At 37.5% G+C, this 14,545-nt stretch carries 12 protein-coding genes; 7 read left to right on the top strand and 5 right to left on the bottom strand.

Going from position 1 to position 14,545, the window contains the following annotated elements; translation table 11 throughout:
* Positions 1-19 precede the first annotated feature (19 nt).
* Positions 20-1,192, bottom strand: coding sequence for an acyl-CoA dehydrogenase family protein (locus B9T35_RS02685; RefSeq protein WP_086189590.1), 1,173 nt, complete (start codon positions 1,190-1,192; stop codon positions 20-22).
* Positions 1,193-1,379: 187 nt separating this feature from the next.
* On the opposite strand from B9T35_RS02685, the gene B9T35_RS02680 reads away from it, so the two are divergent.
* The 6 genes from B9T35_RS02680 to B9T35_RS02655 all read left to right on the top strand — a co-directional run bounded on the left by B9T35_RS02680 (position 1,380) and on the right by B9T35_RS02655 (position 9,237).
* Positions 1,380-1,637: a succinate dehydrogenase assembly factor 2 gene (locus B9T35_RS02680; RefSeq protein WP_086189589.1), complete on the top strand. Its 258-nt coding sequence runs from the start codon at positions 1,380-1,382 to the stop codon at positions 1,635-1,637.
* A complete protein-coding gene (locus tag B9T35_RS02675) occupies positions 1,630-2,037 on the top strand; it encodes a hypothetical protein (RefSeq protein ID WP_086189588.1) in 408 nt (135 codons plus the stop codon). Before B9T35_RS02680 ends, B9T35_RS02675 begins: the two co-directional genes overlap by 8 nt.
* Positions 2,038-2,593: 556 nt before the next feature.
* Complete coding sequence (locus tag B9T35_RS02670; RefSeq protein ID WP_086189587.1) at positions 2,594-3,688, top strand: hypothetical protein; 1,095 nt, start codon at positions 2,594-2,596, stop codon at positions 3,686-3,688.
* 79 nt (positions 3,689-3,767) lie between these two features.
* Positions 3,768-4,349 (top strand): rhombosortase, encoded by a 582-nt coding sequence (rrtA, locus tag B9T35_RS02665; protein WP_086189586.1) that lies wholly within the window; start codon positions 3,768-3,770, stop codon positions 4,347-4,349.
* A 176-nt stretch (positions 4,350-4,525) separates the two neighbouring features.
* Entirely contained in the window at positions 4,526-6,745 is a 2,220-nt protein-coding gene (locus tag B9T35_RS02660) for a TRAP transporter large permease subunit (RefSeq protein ID WP_086189585.1), read from the top strand.
* Between the two features lie 299 nt (positions 6,746-7,044).
* Positions 7,045-9,237, top strand: coding sequence for a TRAP transporter large permease subunit (locus tag B9T35_RS02655; RefSeq protein WP_086189584.1), 2,193 nt, complete (start codon positions 7,045-7,047; stop codon positions 9,235-9,237).
* A gap of 372 nt (positions 9,238-9,609) precedes the next feature.
* Here the strand turns inward: B9T35_RS02655 and B9T35_RS02645 are convergent, their stop codons facing one another.
* On the bottom strand, positions 9,610-10,380 hold the full coding sequence (locus tag B9T35_RS02645) for an AraC family transcriptional regulator (RefSeq protein ID WP_086189582.1): 771 nt from the start codon (positions 10,378-10,380) through the stop codon (positions 9,610-9,612).
* A gap of 120 nt (positions 10,381-10,500) precedes the next feature.
* On the opposite strand from B9T35_RS02645, the gene B9T35_RS02640 reads away from it, so the two are divergent.
* The gene (locus B9T35_RS02640; RefSeq protein ID WP_086189581.1) at positions 10,501-11,415 is read left to right on the top strand and encodes a DMT family transporter; all 915 of its coding nucleotides are present in this window, start codon (positions 10,501-10,503) and stop codon (positions 11,413-11,415) included.
* A 67-nt stretch (positions 11,416-11,482) separates the two neighbouring features.
* Here the strand turns inward: B9T35_RS02640 and B9T35_RS02635 are convergent, their stop codons facing one another.
* The 3 genes from B9T35_RS02635 to B9T35_RS02625 are packed head-to-tail and all read right to left on the bottom strand — an operon-like array spanning position 11,483 to position 14,246.
* Complete coding sequence (locus B9T35_RS02635; RefSeq protein ID WP_086189580.1) at positions 11,483-11,926, bottom strand: hypothetical protein; 444 nt, start codon at positions 11,924-11,926, stop codon at positions 11,483-11,485.
* Between the two features lie 13 nt (positions 11,927-11,939).
* The gene (locus B9T35_RS02630; protein ID WP_171264205.1) at positions 11,940-12,149 is read right to left on the bottom strand and encodes a YheV family putative zinc ribbon protein; all 210 of its coding nucleotides are present in this window, start codon (positions 12,147-12,149) and stop codon (positions 11,940-11,942) included.
* Positions 12,150-12,203: 54 nt separating this feature from the next.
* Complete coding sequence (locus B9T35_RS02625) at positions 12,204-14,246, bottom strand: M3 family metallopeptidase (RefSeq protein WP_171264204.1); 2,043 nt, start codon at positions 14,244-14,246, stop codon at positions 12,204-12,206.
* Positions 14,247-14,545 lie beyond the last annotated feature (299 nt).

Genomic DNA, 14,545 nt, shown 5'->3' with positions numbered 1-14,545 from the left:
ATTTTTTTGCATTTAAAACTTAGAGTGAACGTGAAATTAATTCTTTCATAATTTCATTGGTTCCTGCATAAATACGATTTGCACGGTTATCAATATAAGCACGAGCAATCGGATATTCCAACATATAACCATAACCACCATGAAGCTGTAAGCATTCATCGACTACAGAAGAGAACATGTCTGAGATTTTGTATTTTGCAGCAGCAGCAGCGTCTACACCAAGATTACCTTCAAGTTGCAGTTCCATACAACGGTCTAAGTATGCACGGCTAAAATCGATATCTGTACGCATTTCAGCAAGTTTAAAACGTGTGTTTTGGAAAGCACCAATTGGCTTACCGAAAGCTTTACGGTCTTTGGTATATTGAACAGTATGTGCAAAAGCTGCTTCTGAACCTGCTTGGCAAATAATCGCAACCAACATACGTTCCCAAGCTAATTCTTTCATAAGCATGATAAAGCCCATGCCTTCCATACCGAGTAAGTTTTCTTTCGGTACACGCACATCTTCAAAGAACAACTCGCAAGTATCTTGTCCTTTCATACCGATTTTATTGAGTGGTTTACCTTTGCTAAAACCTGCGCGATTTGCTTCAACAATAATTAAAGATAAGTTTGCAGAACCTTTTTCGCTGCTACCTGTTTTACATACAACAATTGCCATGTCGCATAGATAACCATTGGTAATAAAGATTTTAGAACCATTGATCACATATTCGTCGCCATCTAATACCGCTGTAGTACGAACACCTTGTAGATCTGAACCTGTACCAGGTTCAGTCATGGCAATTGCTGTTACCGTTTCACCAGAAACCATTTTAGGAATCCAGTGTTTCTTCTGTTCTTCATTACCAAAGTTATTAATATAATTGGCAACGATATCTGAATGCAGTGAAAAACCTGTTGAAGAATCCATAGCATAGGCTTGTTCTTCAATCAAAATCATACTGTACAAACGATCTACGCCATAACCACCATATTCTTCAGGCATGGTTGCACAAAGTAAGCCCATTTCGCCTGCTTTATTCCATAAATCACGGTCTACATGTTGCTGTTCTTCATATTTAGCAATATTTGGAACAACTTCTTTTTCATAGAATTTACGTACAGTTTCACGGAATGCTTCATGTTCAGCATTAAATAAAGTACGGGGTAACATATTAGCTAATGGACGAATTGCACCTGATTGCATTTTTATTGTTTCCTAAATTACGGAGTAGTATTGTTAGGCTAAAACTAAGTGATGTGGACTTTAGGCACAATGTGATGAATGCTCATTTGTTTGTTATAAATGATAAATTTGGTCATTTAGCACAATTTCTTTAAAACTCATCGGTCAATCAGTTAAACTAATCGAGTCAAATTGCAAGGCTATGAAGATGTCTGAAGAGTTAACTTTAGAAGAACGTAAAGTGATTTATCGTGCACGTCGTGGATTAAAAGAAATCGATGTGTATTTTGACCCTTATGTTAAACAACACTATTTACAAGCAGATGCATTTGAAAAAGAGATGTTTGCGGAGTTAGTGGAACAAGAAGATCCAGATTTACTGGATTGGTTTATGGAAGTCTCTGAACCACCACGTCCTGAATTGAAAACTTTTATTTTAAAACTGAAACATTATGTTCATGGCTGATGTACGTATCAATCAAATTCAGCGTCGTTTCCAACTGAAACCGAGTCGTATTGCACGCGGGTTTCAGTTGTTAAGCGGACTATTTATTTTGATTTGTTTATTTCAGGTTTTGAATATTGGGCTCTGGATTATGAGCTTAATTTTTCTTTGTATCGCTTATTTTCTATTTTTAAAACAAGCTCAAATTCAACAAGTCGAGCAGTTGGATGGATTAGATTGGTCTATTCAATGTGTAAATTCGACTGATATTATCAGATCACAAATTGTTAAAATTATTGATCATAGAATATATATCGTGATTTATTTAGCAGACAAAAAATTGAAACCTGTAGTGATTTGGCAGGATCAATTGGCTCTAAATCACTGGAAAATCTTAAAAACCACAGCAAAAATTGCCTAATTGTTAGACAGTTTGATAAATTAAAATATTATAATAATTATGAATATCAGTTATATATGTTTTTTTAACAGCAAATTATTTCTGTTGTCTAACCAGATTGGCACATAAATCCGAAATCGATAAATTGTTAGACAATTATACAGGTGTATTTTTGAATCTAACGGTACATTAGTTCTACCAACAGCCAATGAAGGATTCCCAAATGGGTGACATTCATACATATTGGTTTCTAGTGATCGCAATTGTTATGGCGATTATTTTTGGAAGACTAGGAACTATGCTGAAGGACCAGATTGAGAAACTTAAAACTAGTAAGCTCAAAACAAATAAACTCTCCTGAGAGTTTACCGTTTAATAAGTAGCATGTGCCGAACCGTCGCAATGCTACTTTTTTTTGCCCAAAATTTGCATTAAACTTGAATTGAGTCAATTTTTTATTAAATTATAAATGGCAGTATAGAATATTAAAATTAGAGTAATTACTCTTTAATTCGGATTAGGCATCTGATATTTTAATTAAAAAGGAATAAACACAATTATATAGAGGACAGGAAGTATGTCTAAAGTCCATAAAATTGGTCAATTTGTTGTAACAGCGGTTGTTGCCTCATCTATTTTATCTGGTTGTTCTTACGTTATTAAATCAGGTGCAAATGTCGCTTTAGGGTTTAGTGAAAAGCATATCGTTCCTCCGATCTTAGGAATGGGTGATGCTGACATGGCGTGTAATACAGGAAATGCATTAACTCCTGCGATTATGGCGACCAAGGACATGGGTGCTGACCCAACCAAAATGGCGGTGTTGCTTTATTCTGCTGCGGGTATGTGTGCTGAAAACCATGCATTAGATGCAGAATTACGTTATTTACGCGCTTCCAAAGCAGGTCAAGTGACAGAAGCGCAAGATGCACGTATTGAACAAAAACGTTGGGCTGCACTTGCATCCGAACGCCAGTATGCGGGTTATCAATTGTTTGCTGAACGTTGGCAGAGCAAATATAAATATACTTTGGGTGACTCTTGCCCAACCATGCATAAAGATTTAGATCAAACCATCTATTTATTAGGTCTTGTGAGTGGCTTACAAGCCATGACCAATGACATTAACTCCGGTGGTCAAGTGAATGTGCCTAAAGATATCGCAGCGATTGTTGAACGTGGTATGGCATGTCTAGATAACAATAAATTCTGGGGCGCGCCAAATGCAACACGTGCTGTAATTTGGACGTTATTGCCAGGTGCTGGAGATGGTAAACCTGATCCATATCAAACCTTACAGCAATCAATGAAAATTGGTGAGCAGAAAGGTGTTCGCCTCGCACATGCATTGAATGCAGTTGCTGCGCAAGCCAGTGGTGATGATGCAAGAATTCGTGAATCATTACGTGCTTATGCTGCATCTAAAGGTGACGATAAGCCAGTGAATCCAGAGTTCCGCTTGATTGATAGCATGGCGGGTCAGATGGTGCAGGGTATTGCAGACCGTTATTGGACAGAACATACAGGTGTACGTGCTGCTGATGATGGAATGACAACATTCTGGGATGATCAAGGACATTCTGGAGATGATGATTTATTTGAAGATGCACCTCCTGTAGCAGGTTCTACAGAGACTGCTCCAGCAGCAGATAGCGCAGCACCTTCACAATAAAAAGACCAATTTCAATTTTCTCAAATAATTCCAAGAAGGGCATGAAAGCTTTTCTTGGATTTCACAAATAGAGAGAGTGATGAAAGATATAGATGTGAAAAAGAAAATTATTTTTTTAGCATTGTGTATAAGTCTCTCTGCTTGTTTACAAGTTTTTCAGCATGTTTTTATTTATTGGCGTTATAGCTTTTTTTCTGAGCCATGGCGTTGGTGGACAGCACATTGGGTTCATGTCGGATGGATGCATTTTTTCCTAAATATGCTCGCATTTGTATGTTTACCTTTTATTTTTCCTCATATTAGAACTCGATTTTTTTGCCTTTTGCTCTTACTCGAAGCACCTCTAATTAGCCTCTGTTTTTATTATCTTTATTCAAATATTGAAGCCTATGCGGGTTTGTCCGGTATTTTGCATGGACTTTATATTGCAGCAGCAATTCTATATTTACCTTATAAAAAAGAGCGAAATTTTGCCTTACTGGTCTTAGGTTTAGTACTGGTTAAATTGCTTTGGGAAAATACATTTGGACAAGTGGGAACAGCGGAATTGATTGGAAGCCCCGTTTTAGTAGAGGCACATTTATTGGGAGCAATATGGGGAGGTATTTTTGCCATCATGTATTTATTTTTTCAGCAACAGCGTAAGCGTTGCTCCAATTGACTGAATGAACCTGAAACAAAAGAACTTCAGTCATTATATTTATTGTAAATTTTGATTGAAATTCAGTCATACTCGCGGGGTAATTATGAGGTTAAAAATACTCATAATTTTAGAAAATTATAGGCGATATCTTAGTGATTATAAGATCAGAGCTAAATAATAAAAGTGGAATTTAGATGGAAACGAATCAGGAAAAGAAGTCAGGACTTGGCTTCATAAGTCATATTTGGAATGAGTGGATTGCCACTTTTGTTATTTTATCTCTTTTATTACTGACCTTGATTATTGGTACAGGGGAGATGATTCATGGTCAAATGCTCCGCCTCGGAGAGAATTTGTATGGTGACCCTAAAACAGGAATGCAATATTCATTCTTACGTGCAGAGCCTGAGACACCAACCTGTGATCGAAACCCCAATGTAGATGCACTTGTTCAACAACAAATGCAGAGTAATGCCAAAGATGAGTTTGCTGATATCTTTGGGACAAGCTCACAAGAAGATGTGCGTAAATCAGTTTTGGCTGGAAAGAAATTATGTGAAGACAAATATGCTTTTCATGATACGGCGACTAAATATTTAGATGATCATCCTTCGATTCGACCTTATCGAACGATGGAAACGACCTTCTTCGGTATTTTCCAATTTGGTTCAGACAACAAAGCCATTTTACTGATTTTGATGGTGGTTCTGGCTGCTATTACGACCACATTAAAGATTCATCATATTGGCTTACGCAGTCCAAGTACGCGTTTAGATTATCGTGTCTACGCTGTTGCAATGACGGCTGCCAATGCTTTGTTGACCAGTTCAGCAATTAGTCAGTATCAATCTGTGGTTCGCTCTGGTGTGCCAATGACCACTGAAATGAGTGTCATCTATTGGTTATGGATGATTCTATTCTCTGTCTTAACACTGATCAGCATTTACCAGTTTTTTATTGTACCGAAAAGTGCAAAAACAGGCGGTAATATTGGCTTATCTCTACTGTCAGTGCCGTTATATGCCTTTATGGCGATTATTACGGGTGTAGCCTTTACCTTCTTCATGGATTATCCAATGGGGCAAGGGATTTATTTAGGACAGTTGGTTGAGTTCTCTTCTATCTTCTTAAATTTAGCACTGTTCATTTGGGCAGGGATGTTGTTAAAACAAACCCGTATTGTAGATGTGTTCCTGAACATCTTACGTCCGTGGAATTTAGCACCTGAAACCTTAACTTGGATTATTTTAATCGGCGCTGCATTACCAACGGCATATACAGGTGCATCAGGTATCTTTGTTATTGCAGCAGGTGCAATCATTTATAAAGAAGTTTGGAATGCAGGTGGTCGTCGTCAATTTGCTTTAGCCACAGCTGCAATGTCAGGTTCTTTAGGTGTCGTATTACGTCCATGTCTATTGATTGTTGTCGTTGCATCTTTAAATAAAGAAGTCACAACTGATTTACTTTATCACTATGGTTTGTATGTTTTCCTCATTACTTCAACTATGTTCTTATTGGTTTCACTGTTCTTTGCCGAGCAGAAATTCCGTATTGCATCGCCAGCAGAAGCATTACCACGTTCAGCAAAAGCATTGCTCAGCGTTATTCCTTATGTGATCGTTTTCTTATTGGTTTGGATGTTCTACAAATACGCACTGAATACCAATATGAATGAATTTACCGCACCAGTGATGATGCCAATTATTCTATTGATCATGGTTCTGTATGAGAAGCTACGCCATCAACCTGCACCATTAGCAGCTGTTGGGCATTGGGACAGTACATTAGCTGAAAATACACCTGAGCAAATTGCCAATCAAGCACATGTTTCAACTGAGAAAGTTGCACGTGATGACAATCCAAATAATCCTGAGCGTCAAGTAAGCTTCTGGAAAGCCATTCATTTGTCCGCAAGTGAAACAGTTGGGCATATTGGTGCATTGGTTATTCTAATGGCGCTTTCTGTCAGTGTTGGTGGTTTCTTAGAACGCATTGAAATCATGGAATTATTCCCAACCGATATCAGTAGTATTTATATCGTAATTACATTGATCGTTGCATTAATGATCTTTGTGGGTATGATCATGGATCCGTTTGGTGCCGTGATTCTGATTTCAGCAACTGTTGCACCAGTGGCTTATAAATATGGTATTGATCCTGTGCATTTCTGGATGATTACCTTAATTGGCTTTGAATTGGGCTATGTTTCTCCACCAGTTGCACTGAATCATTTATTAGCGAGGCAATCTATCGGTGATGAAGAAGTGGCAGCAGCAGATGCTGAAGTTCGCCATATGTCATTCTATTACCGTTACGAACGTTGGATTTTACCGCTGATTGTGATGTTCCCTGCGATGTTGATTATTGCTTATGTACCTTATATGTTTAAATTATTTGGTTGGTATCAATAATTAATTTTAAATTGTAAATAAAAAGCACTTTCGAGTGCTTTTTTTATGTCTATGATTTAAAAAAACTTAATAATAAAAACGAAAATTTTGAGCAAATATCTATATAAAAACAGCATGTTCTTGGCATAAAATAATTAAAAATAACAGAAAAATGTCATATTAATTGAGCGAGAACTACGGCACATTTAAGCCGTAATACCAAGAATGGATATTGGGTGAAGGATTTTACCTAAAATCAAAAATAAAAGATGAGCTGTACATATCAATGTACGGTGGCAATATATAAAACTGGAATAACAATGCAAGAACCTGTAAATAAAAGATCGGGATTAGGTCTACTCAGTTATCTCTGGAATGAGTGGTTCTCTACCTTTGCAATACTTATTTTACTTCTGCTGACCCTAATTATTGGGACAGGAGAAATGATTCATGGGCAATTACTCCGTATAGGTGAAAGTCTATACGGGGATGAAAAAATAGGAATGCAATATTCCTTTTTAAGAGCTGAACCAGAAAAGCCAACGTGTGACCGCCACCCGAATGTTGATGCTTTAGTACAGCAACAAATGAAGGCAAATTCAAAAGATGAATTTTCCGATATTTTTGGTACTTCATCAGAATCCGATGTTCGTCAATCTGTGATGGCTGCTCAACAACAATGTGAAGAAAAATTTACATTTTATGATAAATCAATCAAATACCTAGATGATCATCCTTCAATTCGTCCCTATAGAAATGTAGAAACGGGTTTCTTTTGGCTATTTAAATTTGGTACAGATAATAAAGTATTAATTTTATTGTTGATGGTGGTTATTTCCTCCATTACCGCTTCAGTCAAAATGCATCATATTGGTTTGCGACCGCCGAAAACCAAACTCGATTTCCGTATTTATAATTTATTTATGGTCATCGGTAATGCATTACTCAGTTACTCCGTCATTTGCCAATACAACTCCGTACTTAATTCAGGAGTTGCCTCAACATATGAAACCATTGGCGTGTATTGGTTGTGGATCACGTTATTTATCAGTTTGACCATTATTAGTTTGTTCCAATTGTTCCGAATTCCTTCCACTGCGGAAGAAGGTGGGAAAATTGGTCTAGCCTTATTGAGTGTTCCCTTATACGCATTCATGGCCATTATTACAGGTGTAGCATTTACCTTCTTTATGGATTATCCAATGGGACAAGGTATTTACCTAGGTCAGTTGGTTGAGTTCTCGGGTATTTTCCTTAACCTTGCATTGTTCATTTGGGCAGGGATGTTACTAACTCAAACTCGAATTATGGATTTATTCCTTGCGATTCTGCGTCCTTGGAATTTAGCACCAGAAACTTTAACTTGGATTATTTTGATTGGTGCTGCAATTCCAACTGCTTACACAGGTGCATCAGGTATCTTCGTTGTTGCCGCAGGTGCAATTATTTATAAGGAAGTTTGGAATTCAGGTGCGCGCCGTCAATATGCACTGGCTGTATCTGCAATGTCTGGTTCATTGGGTGTAGTATTACGTCCATGCTTATTGGTGATTTTGATTTCGATGTTGGATAGTCGACATGTCACTTCTGATGAACTGTTTAATCACGGTATTTATGTCTTCTGGTTAACTGCCTTTATTTTCCTTGCTGTATCTTTATATCTAGCTGAAGATAAATTCCGTATTAATTCACCGAAAATTGCTTTGCCAGGTATGTTGCGTGCAATGGTGCCTGTAATTCCTTATGTTGTGATCGTATTCTTAATCATCGGTTTCTATAAATATGGTTTAGATACACAGATGGATGAGTTTACTGCCCCTGTTATTTTGCCATTTATGCTGTTGGCTTTCATTTTGTTTGACAAGATGTTTGGTGATCGTTTACCGATTCCAGAAAGCTACAATGCCTTGGCAGTAGAGCATGAAAAACAGTCAGCTTATTTACAAGAACATAGTGAAACAGGTCATAAACGTGGGTTTGGTGCTGCAATTCGTTTTGCGACCTCTGAAAGTGTTGGGCATATTGGTGCGTTGATTATCCTTATGGCTTTATCTGCAAGTATGGGGGGGCTTATCGAACGTAGTGAAATCGTGACGATGGTTCCAACGCATTTAGGTAGCATTCTCATCACACTTGGCTTTATGGCATTACTATTGGCATTGGTTGGTATGACTACTGATCCATTTGGTGCGGTAATTCTAGTTGCTGCAACGATTGCCCCAGTTGCATTTGAAAATGGTATCCATCCGATTCACTTCTGGATGATTGTCTTGGTTGCTTTCGAATTTGGTTATGTGACACCACCAGTGGCATTGAATCACTTGCTGACGAGGCTCTCGGTTGGTGATGCAGAAGTCGCCGCCGCCGATGCAGAAGCGAAAGAAAAATATACCAGTTTCTATTATCGCTATGAACGTTGGATTTTGCCGATTATGGTCTTGTTCACCTCATTATTGATTGTGACCTATGCACCATACTTCTTTAATCTATTCGATTGGTATCCGCATAAGTAAGTTTTGATCATAAAGAAAAGCACCTACGGGTGCTTTTTTGATGTGTGTAGTCATCGCTTTATTGAGTAAGGATCTTGTATAAGTATTTATAGCTTTTTTTAAATAAAGAGAAAGGCTTTTAATAGGCTTCTTGCGAAAGTCGAAAAATGGACAAAATTTTATAAGCAGAAATTGCATTTGATTAAGATTGAATATTTCTTCTCCCTTTGGGGGAAGGTTAGGATGAGGCTGAATCTTAAAGATAATCCTCTCCCTAGCCCTCTCATTAAAAAGGAGAGGGAACATCCATTATGAATTAATATTGATTAAAAGCTGATCTATGCAAGAGATCTAACGAAAAAAGTCTATCATTTAAAACGAGAATGAAATCAATCAGTGTTTGAGTTGCTGTAAATATTCAGTCGGTGTTAATCCTGTTTCTCGTTTAAACATCGCACTAAAGGCACTTGGGCTGTCATAGCCTAAATCAATGGCAACATTCAAAATAGATTTCTGCATACTTAAATCAATCATAGCCTGCATCAGTTTGGCTTGTCGAAGCCAATGTGAAAAATGTAAACCTGTCTCTTTTTGGAAATGCCGTGCAAAAGTTTTACTACTCATGTGAAGCTGTTGAGCAACTTTTTCTAAATTCCAATTTAATGCGAGGTTATTTTTAATTGTCTTGCAAAGCTGTTGTAATTTTTGATTTTGTGGTTCGGGTAAATTAAATGCCAAAGAGGGTAGTATTCGTACTTCATCAAGGATTAATTTGAGCAATCGCTCATTACGGCTACCCACTTGTATTTCAGTTTGGATAGACATCGCACTGCTCATGAGCTCGCGTAGTAATGCTGGAATCACCACCACACGACAATCATTTACTAAATCTGTCTGAATATTCGCTTCGATAAAAACACCACGGGCTTTTACCTCTCCACTAATCAATAAAGCATGTGGTTTAGTTGCAGGAATCCATACGCCACGTCCAGGGGGTGTAATCCAGAGACCTTCCTCTGTTTGAACTCGAATCACGCCAGATAAAGTATGGATCAGCTGAATTCGATCATGCTGATGCCAATCTTCAATATGACCATGTGGATAGTTTTCTGAAAATGCATAAATTGGATAGTTTAAATATCCATGATCAAAATTTTGCCCCAATTTTTAAATCCTTGGCTAATTGTATTTGTCCGTTTCTCGATAGTAATTGTCTATTTATCGAGTAAAAGTAGAATGATTATTTTTTAACATGATCCTATCGCATTGTATAGGTCACCCTTCATGTTCCAAAAAGCATCTATTTACCCTTTACTTGCCATTTTATTTTGGTCAGGTAATGTAGTGGTCTCCAAAATGGCAAGTCATAGTATTTCTCCAGTCGCCATTACATTTTATCGTTTGGTTCTTGCACTGGCTGTGATGAGTACCTTTATTCTGATTCCTGTATGGAAAAATCGACAAGTCATTTCATTACATTGGAAAAAATTGGCATTGGGTGGATTTCTTTCCGTTTCTTTATTCCAGTTTTTATCTTATCAAGCTGCCAATACGACAACAGCAACCAATATGGCCATTGTGACGACTTTGATTCCATTATTAACCCTAATTTTGAGTAGTGTGATTCTAAAAGATCGAGTTAGCTATGGAATGTTGATTGGTGGGGTCATTTCTTTCTATGGCATTTTATATTTATTAGGGCGAGGTTCTGTTTCAGAAGTTTTAGCGCAAGGTGTACATTTGGGTGATGTACTGATGTTGATCGCTGCTATTGGTTATGCCTTATATGGCGTATTGTTAAAAAAATGGAAGATGCCGATTCCTGCATGGCAATCTAATTTTGTTCAATCTACATTTGCCCTCATCTATGTCTTACCATTCTTCGTATTTTTACCTGCTGTAGATATACAATTGAATCGACAAACGATTCCTTTGATTGTGTATGCCAGTATTTTTTCATCCGTCCTTTTGTCTTATTTATGGATTGAAGGTGTGAGGCATTTAGGGCCAAATAAAAACAGTATATTTATGAATTTATTGCCTTTATTTACAGCACTTATCGCTGTGATATTACTCGGTGAGAAGTTGCAGACATTCCATTATATTGGTGGTGGGTTGACCTTATTGGGTATTCTGATTGCACAATTGATGCAACGACCAATCATTTTGAATACTTTAAAACATAAATTGAATGATTAAATTAATAAAAAAAGCTTTAACGTTGAGTTAAAGCTTTTTTTATTTTCGACTGAGATCTTAAATTCAATTATTTATTTTGTGCTGCCAATTGTTGTTCAAGAAGTTTGATTTGTTCCTCTTTTAACTTAATCAATTGATCCGCATCTGAATGCTGTGAAGCAAGATTTTTTTCTTGTTCATTGAGTTGCTTTTGAATATCGTCAAGTTTAGCTACTTCCTCTTTGGCTAAACTGGCACTCTTTGGAATTTCATCTTTCAGAATTTTTTCATCAATCAATGTAGATGCAACAGGTTCAGAGGCTGTACTTTGTTCCACAGCTTGAGGGGTTGCTGTCGCAGAAGCTGCTATTTCTTTCTTCTGTGTAGACACAGTTGCTGTAGGAGTAGCGGATGCATTTTCTTCAGTATTTGAGCCGATCCAAAGATAGGTGAGCAATAATAGAATGAGTGCGGTCAATCCACCTGCAATCATCCAAATTAATTTAGAATTTTCACTCTGATTTAAGGTCATTTTATTATCCAATTTATTTAACCGGACGCGGTTTGAATTGAATAACCCCAATTTCATCAGGTGTTTCTGGTTCTGCGGGTTCATCCACTTTGGTGGGACGATTTTCAGAATAGTCACACTCGATGCATTCAATCCATTCAGCATCGCCTGTGGTGAGCATAATGATACGATCCATCGCTTCACATCTAGGACATTTTGCACCCGCAATGAAACGACGTTTGATATTCATACTCTCACCACACTTTAATTATCTACGATGCCTAGTTTAAGCGGTTTTTTATGTGTTCGTCCAACCTTGGTGACGTAACAATGCATCTATTTTTGGTTCACGTCCTCGGAAATTGATAAATGCGTCAAGTGCTGTATCTTTTCCGCCAACTGCTAATATTGCCTTACGGAATTCAGTACCTGTTTGTGTATTAAAAATACCTTCATTCTCAAAGCGATCAAAAGCATCACTGGCTAAGACTTCAGCCCATTTGTATGAGTAATAGCCAGCAGCATATCCACCTGCGAAAATGTGGCTAAAACTATTTTGAAAGCGGTTATAACTTACAGTCGGTAGTACGGCAAATTTTTGACGAATGTCATCTAAGGTCGCTTGGATTTGTGTCGCATTGAGTGCAGGTGTGATTTTGTGAATGTTTAAATCAAACAATGCAAATTCAATTTGACGTAAAGTTTGCATACCCGACTGGAAGAAACGCGCATCTAATAATGCTTTTAGCAATTCTTCTGGCAAGGTTTCTTTACTTTCAATATGTTCGCTTAAAGAGTCGAGGCTATCTTTATCCCAAGTCCAAAATTCCATAAATTGGCTAGGTAATTCCACAGCATCCCACGCCACGCCATGTGTACCTGCAACAGAAATATTATCTACTTCTGTTAACATGTGATGTAAACCATGTCCAAACTCATGGAATAAAGTATTGACTTCATCATGGGTTAATAGCGCAGGTTGATCACCAACAGGCGGTGTAAAGTTACCCACCATATAGCAAATTGGTTTTTGTAATCCATTTTCAGTTTGCATACGAGAGCGGAAACCACTCATCCATGCACCGCCACGTTTTCCACTGCGTGCATAGAGGTCGAAATAGAATCCACCAATCACAACGCCTTGGTCTTCAAGTTCGTAATAATGAGCATCTGCATGCCACAGTGGGGCTTCACGTTCTACTACAGTGATCCCGTATAAACGATTGACTACACTGAACAAGCCTTGAATCACTTTAGGTGCAGGGAAATAAGGTTTAAGTGACTCTTGGGAAAGATTAAATTGCTGTTGTTTTAATTTTTCAGAATAGTAAGTGCTATCCCACGGTTTTAACTCTTCAATACCATCTTGTTTGGCAATGTCTTTAAGCTCAGCAATTTCTTTTAATGCAGGTGTACGTGCGTGTTCTGCAAGTTCAACTAGAAATTGATTTACAGTTTCGACATCGGGCGCCATTTTACTTGCAAGTGAATATTCTGCGTAATTATCAAAACCCAGTAGTTTTGCCATTTCTTGACGTAAGCTCAGGATTTCTTCCATCACTGGTGTATTGTCAAAACTTGGGTGGGCTGATTGCTCAGAAGCACGTGTTACATATTCTTTATACAGTTCTTCTCGAAGTTCACGATCATCTGCATAAGTCATAATTGCCAAGTAAGAGGGGATATCTAAAGTGGCAACAGGCTGTTCTAATTCACGTTGTTGACCATATTGTTTTAAAAGTTCAACACTACTTTGCGGTAAACCTTTCAGCTGAGCTTCTGTTAATGGCTTACTAAAAGCTTGAGTTGCATCTAAAACATGATTGGAGAAGTCAGAAGCCAATTGTGATAAACGTGCTGAAATTTCTGCGTAGCGCTTTTTATTTTCACCTTCTAAGGCAACACCTGAAAGTTTAAAGTCACGTAATGCAAGTTTAATTGCACTTTGTTGTGCAGGGGGCAAGGTATCAAATAGAGATGCATCATGTACATGCTGATAAGTTTGATATAAGGGTACATGTTGCCCAAGTGCTGTGTAGTATTCGCTTAAAGCAGGAAGTAAGGTTTGGTAAAGCTCACGTGTTTCTACATTATTCATCACTGCATTTAAGTGTGACAAAATTCCCCAAGATTCACCCATGTTATTTTCAAGGGTATCAATCTTATCTAAGACACTGAGCTGGGCTTGAATACTTTGCGGTACTTCTTGTAATTCATTTAGAAAGTTTTGCCCTTGTTCAATCGCTTGTTCAATTTTCTGTTTTAAATCATCTAATGTAATTTGATCAAATTGTGGTACAGGCAAAGTCGCCTTTTCTAATGTCATAAGTCTATGCCAAATAATTTTCTAGGTTATTTGTAGATGTAGGGCTTCTGGGCGGATAAATCAAGGTGTAGCAATAAATTAAAACAGATGTGAATTATTGAATGTCTTTGCTTTTCAAGTTGTATTCAAATGCATGGGTACATTCCATATCTTTAAAAGCAATACTGATGATGTTTTTTCAGTACAATCTAGTCGTGTTTTATCGTCTTATTTATCTGAATTTATTTGTCTGAATTTTTTGTGGTAATACTTCAATATGATGAATAGAGCGAATGATCGTTCCCATTGAGCTTTGTTGGACTGTCAACTTTAAC

Origin of the sequence: Acinetobacter sp. ANC 3832, assembly GCF_002135415.1 — a bacterium.
Classification (GTDB): Bacteria; Pseudomonadota; Gammaproteobacteria; order Pseudomonadales; family Moraxellaceae; genus Acinetobacter.
This window is presented reverse-complemented; position numbering and strand designations above follow the sequence as displayed.

What these genes read in the sequence shown, in the direction of transcription:
- B9T35_RS02685 (WP_086189590.1), bottom strand. Translation starts at nt 1,192, where the DNA reads ATGCAATCAGGTGCAATTCGTCCATTAGCTAATATGTTACCCCGTACT.
- B9T35_RS02680 (WP_086189589.1), top strand. Translation starts at nt 1,380, where the DNA reads ATGTCTGAAGAGTTAACTTTAGAAGAACGTAAAGTGATTTATCGTGCA.
- B9T35_RS02675 (WP_086189588.1), top strand. Translation starts at nt 1,630, where the DNA reads ATGGCTGATGTACGTATCAATCAAATTCAGCGTCGTTTCCAACTGAAA.
- B9T35_RS02670 (WP_086189587.1), top strand. Translation starts at nt 2,594, where the DNA reads ATGTCTAAAGTCCATAAAATTGGTCAATTTGTTGTAACAGCGGTTGTT.
- rrtA (WP_086189586.1), top strand. Translation starts at nt 3,768, where the DNA reads ATGAAAGATATAGATGTGAAAAAGAAAATTATTTTTTTAGCATTGTGT.
- B9T35_RS02660 (WP_086189585.1), top strand. Translation starts at nt 4,526, where the DNA reads ATGGAAACGAATCAGGAAAAGAAGTCAGGACTTGGCTTCATAAGTCAT.
- B9T35_RS02655 (WP_086189584.1), top strand. Translation starts at nt 7,045, where the DNA reads ATGCAAGAACCTGTAAATAAAAGATCGGGATTAGGTCTACTCAGTTAT.
- B9T35_RS02640 (WP_086189581.1), top strand. Translation starts at nt 10,501, where the DNA reads ATGTTCCAAAAAGCATCTATTTACCCTTTACTTGCCATTTTATTTTGG.
- B9T35_RS02635 (WP_086189580.1), bottom strand. Translation starts at nt 11,926, where the DNA reads ATGACCTTAAATCAGAGTGAAAATTCTAAATTAATTTGGATGATTGCA.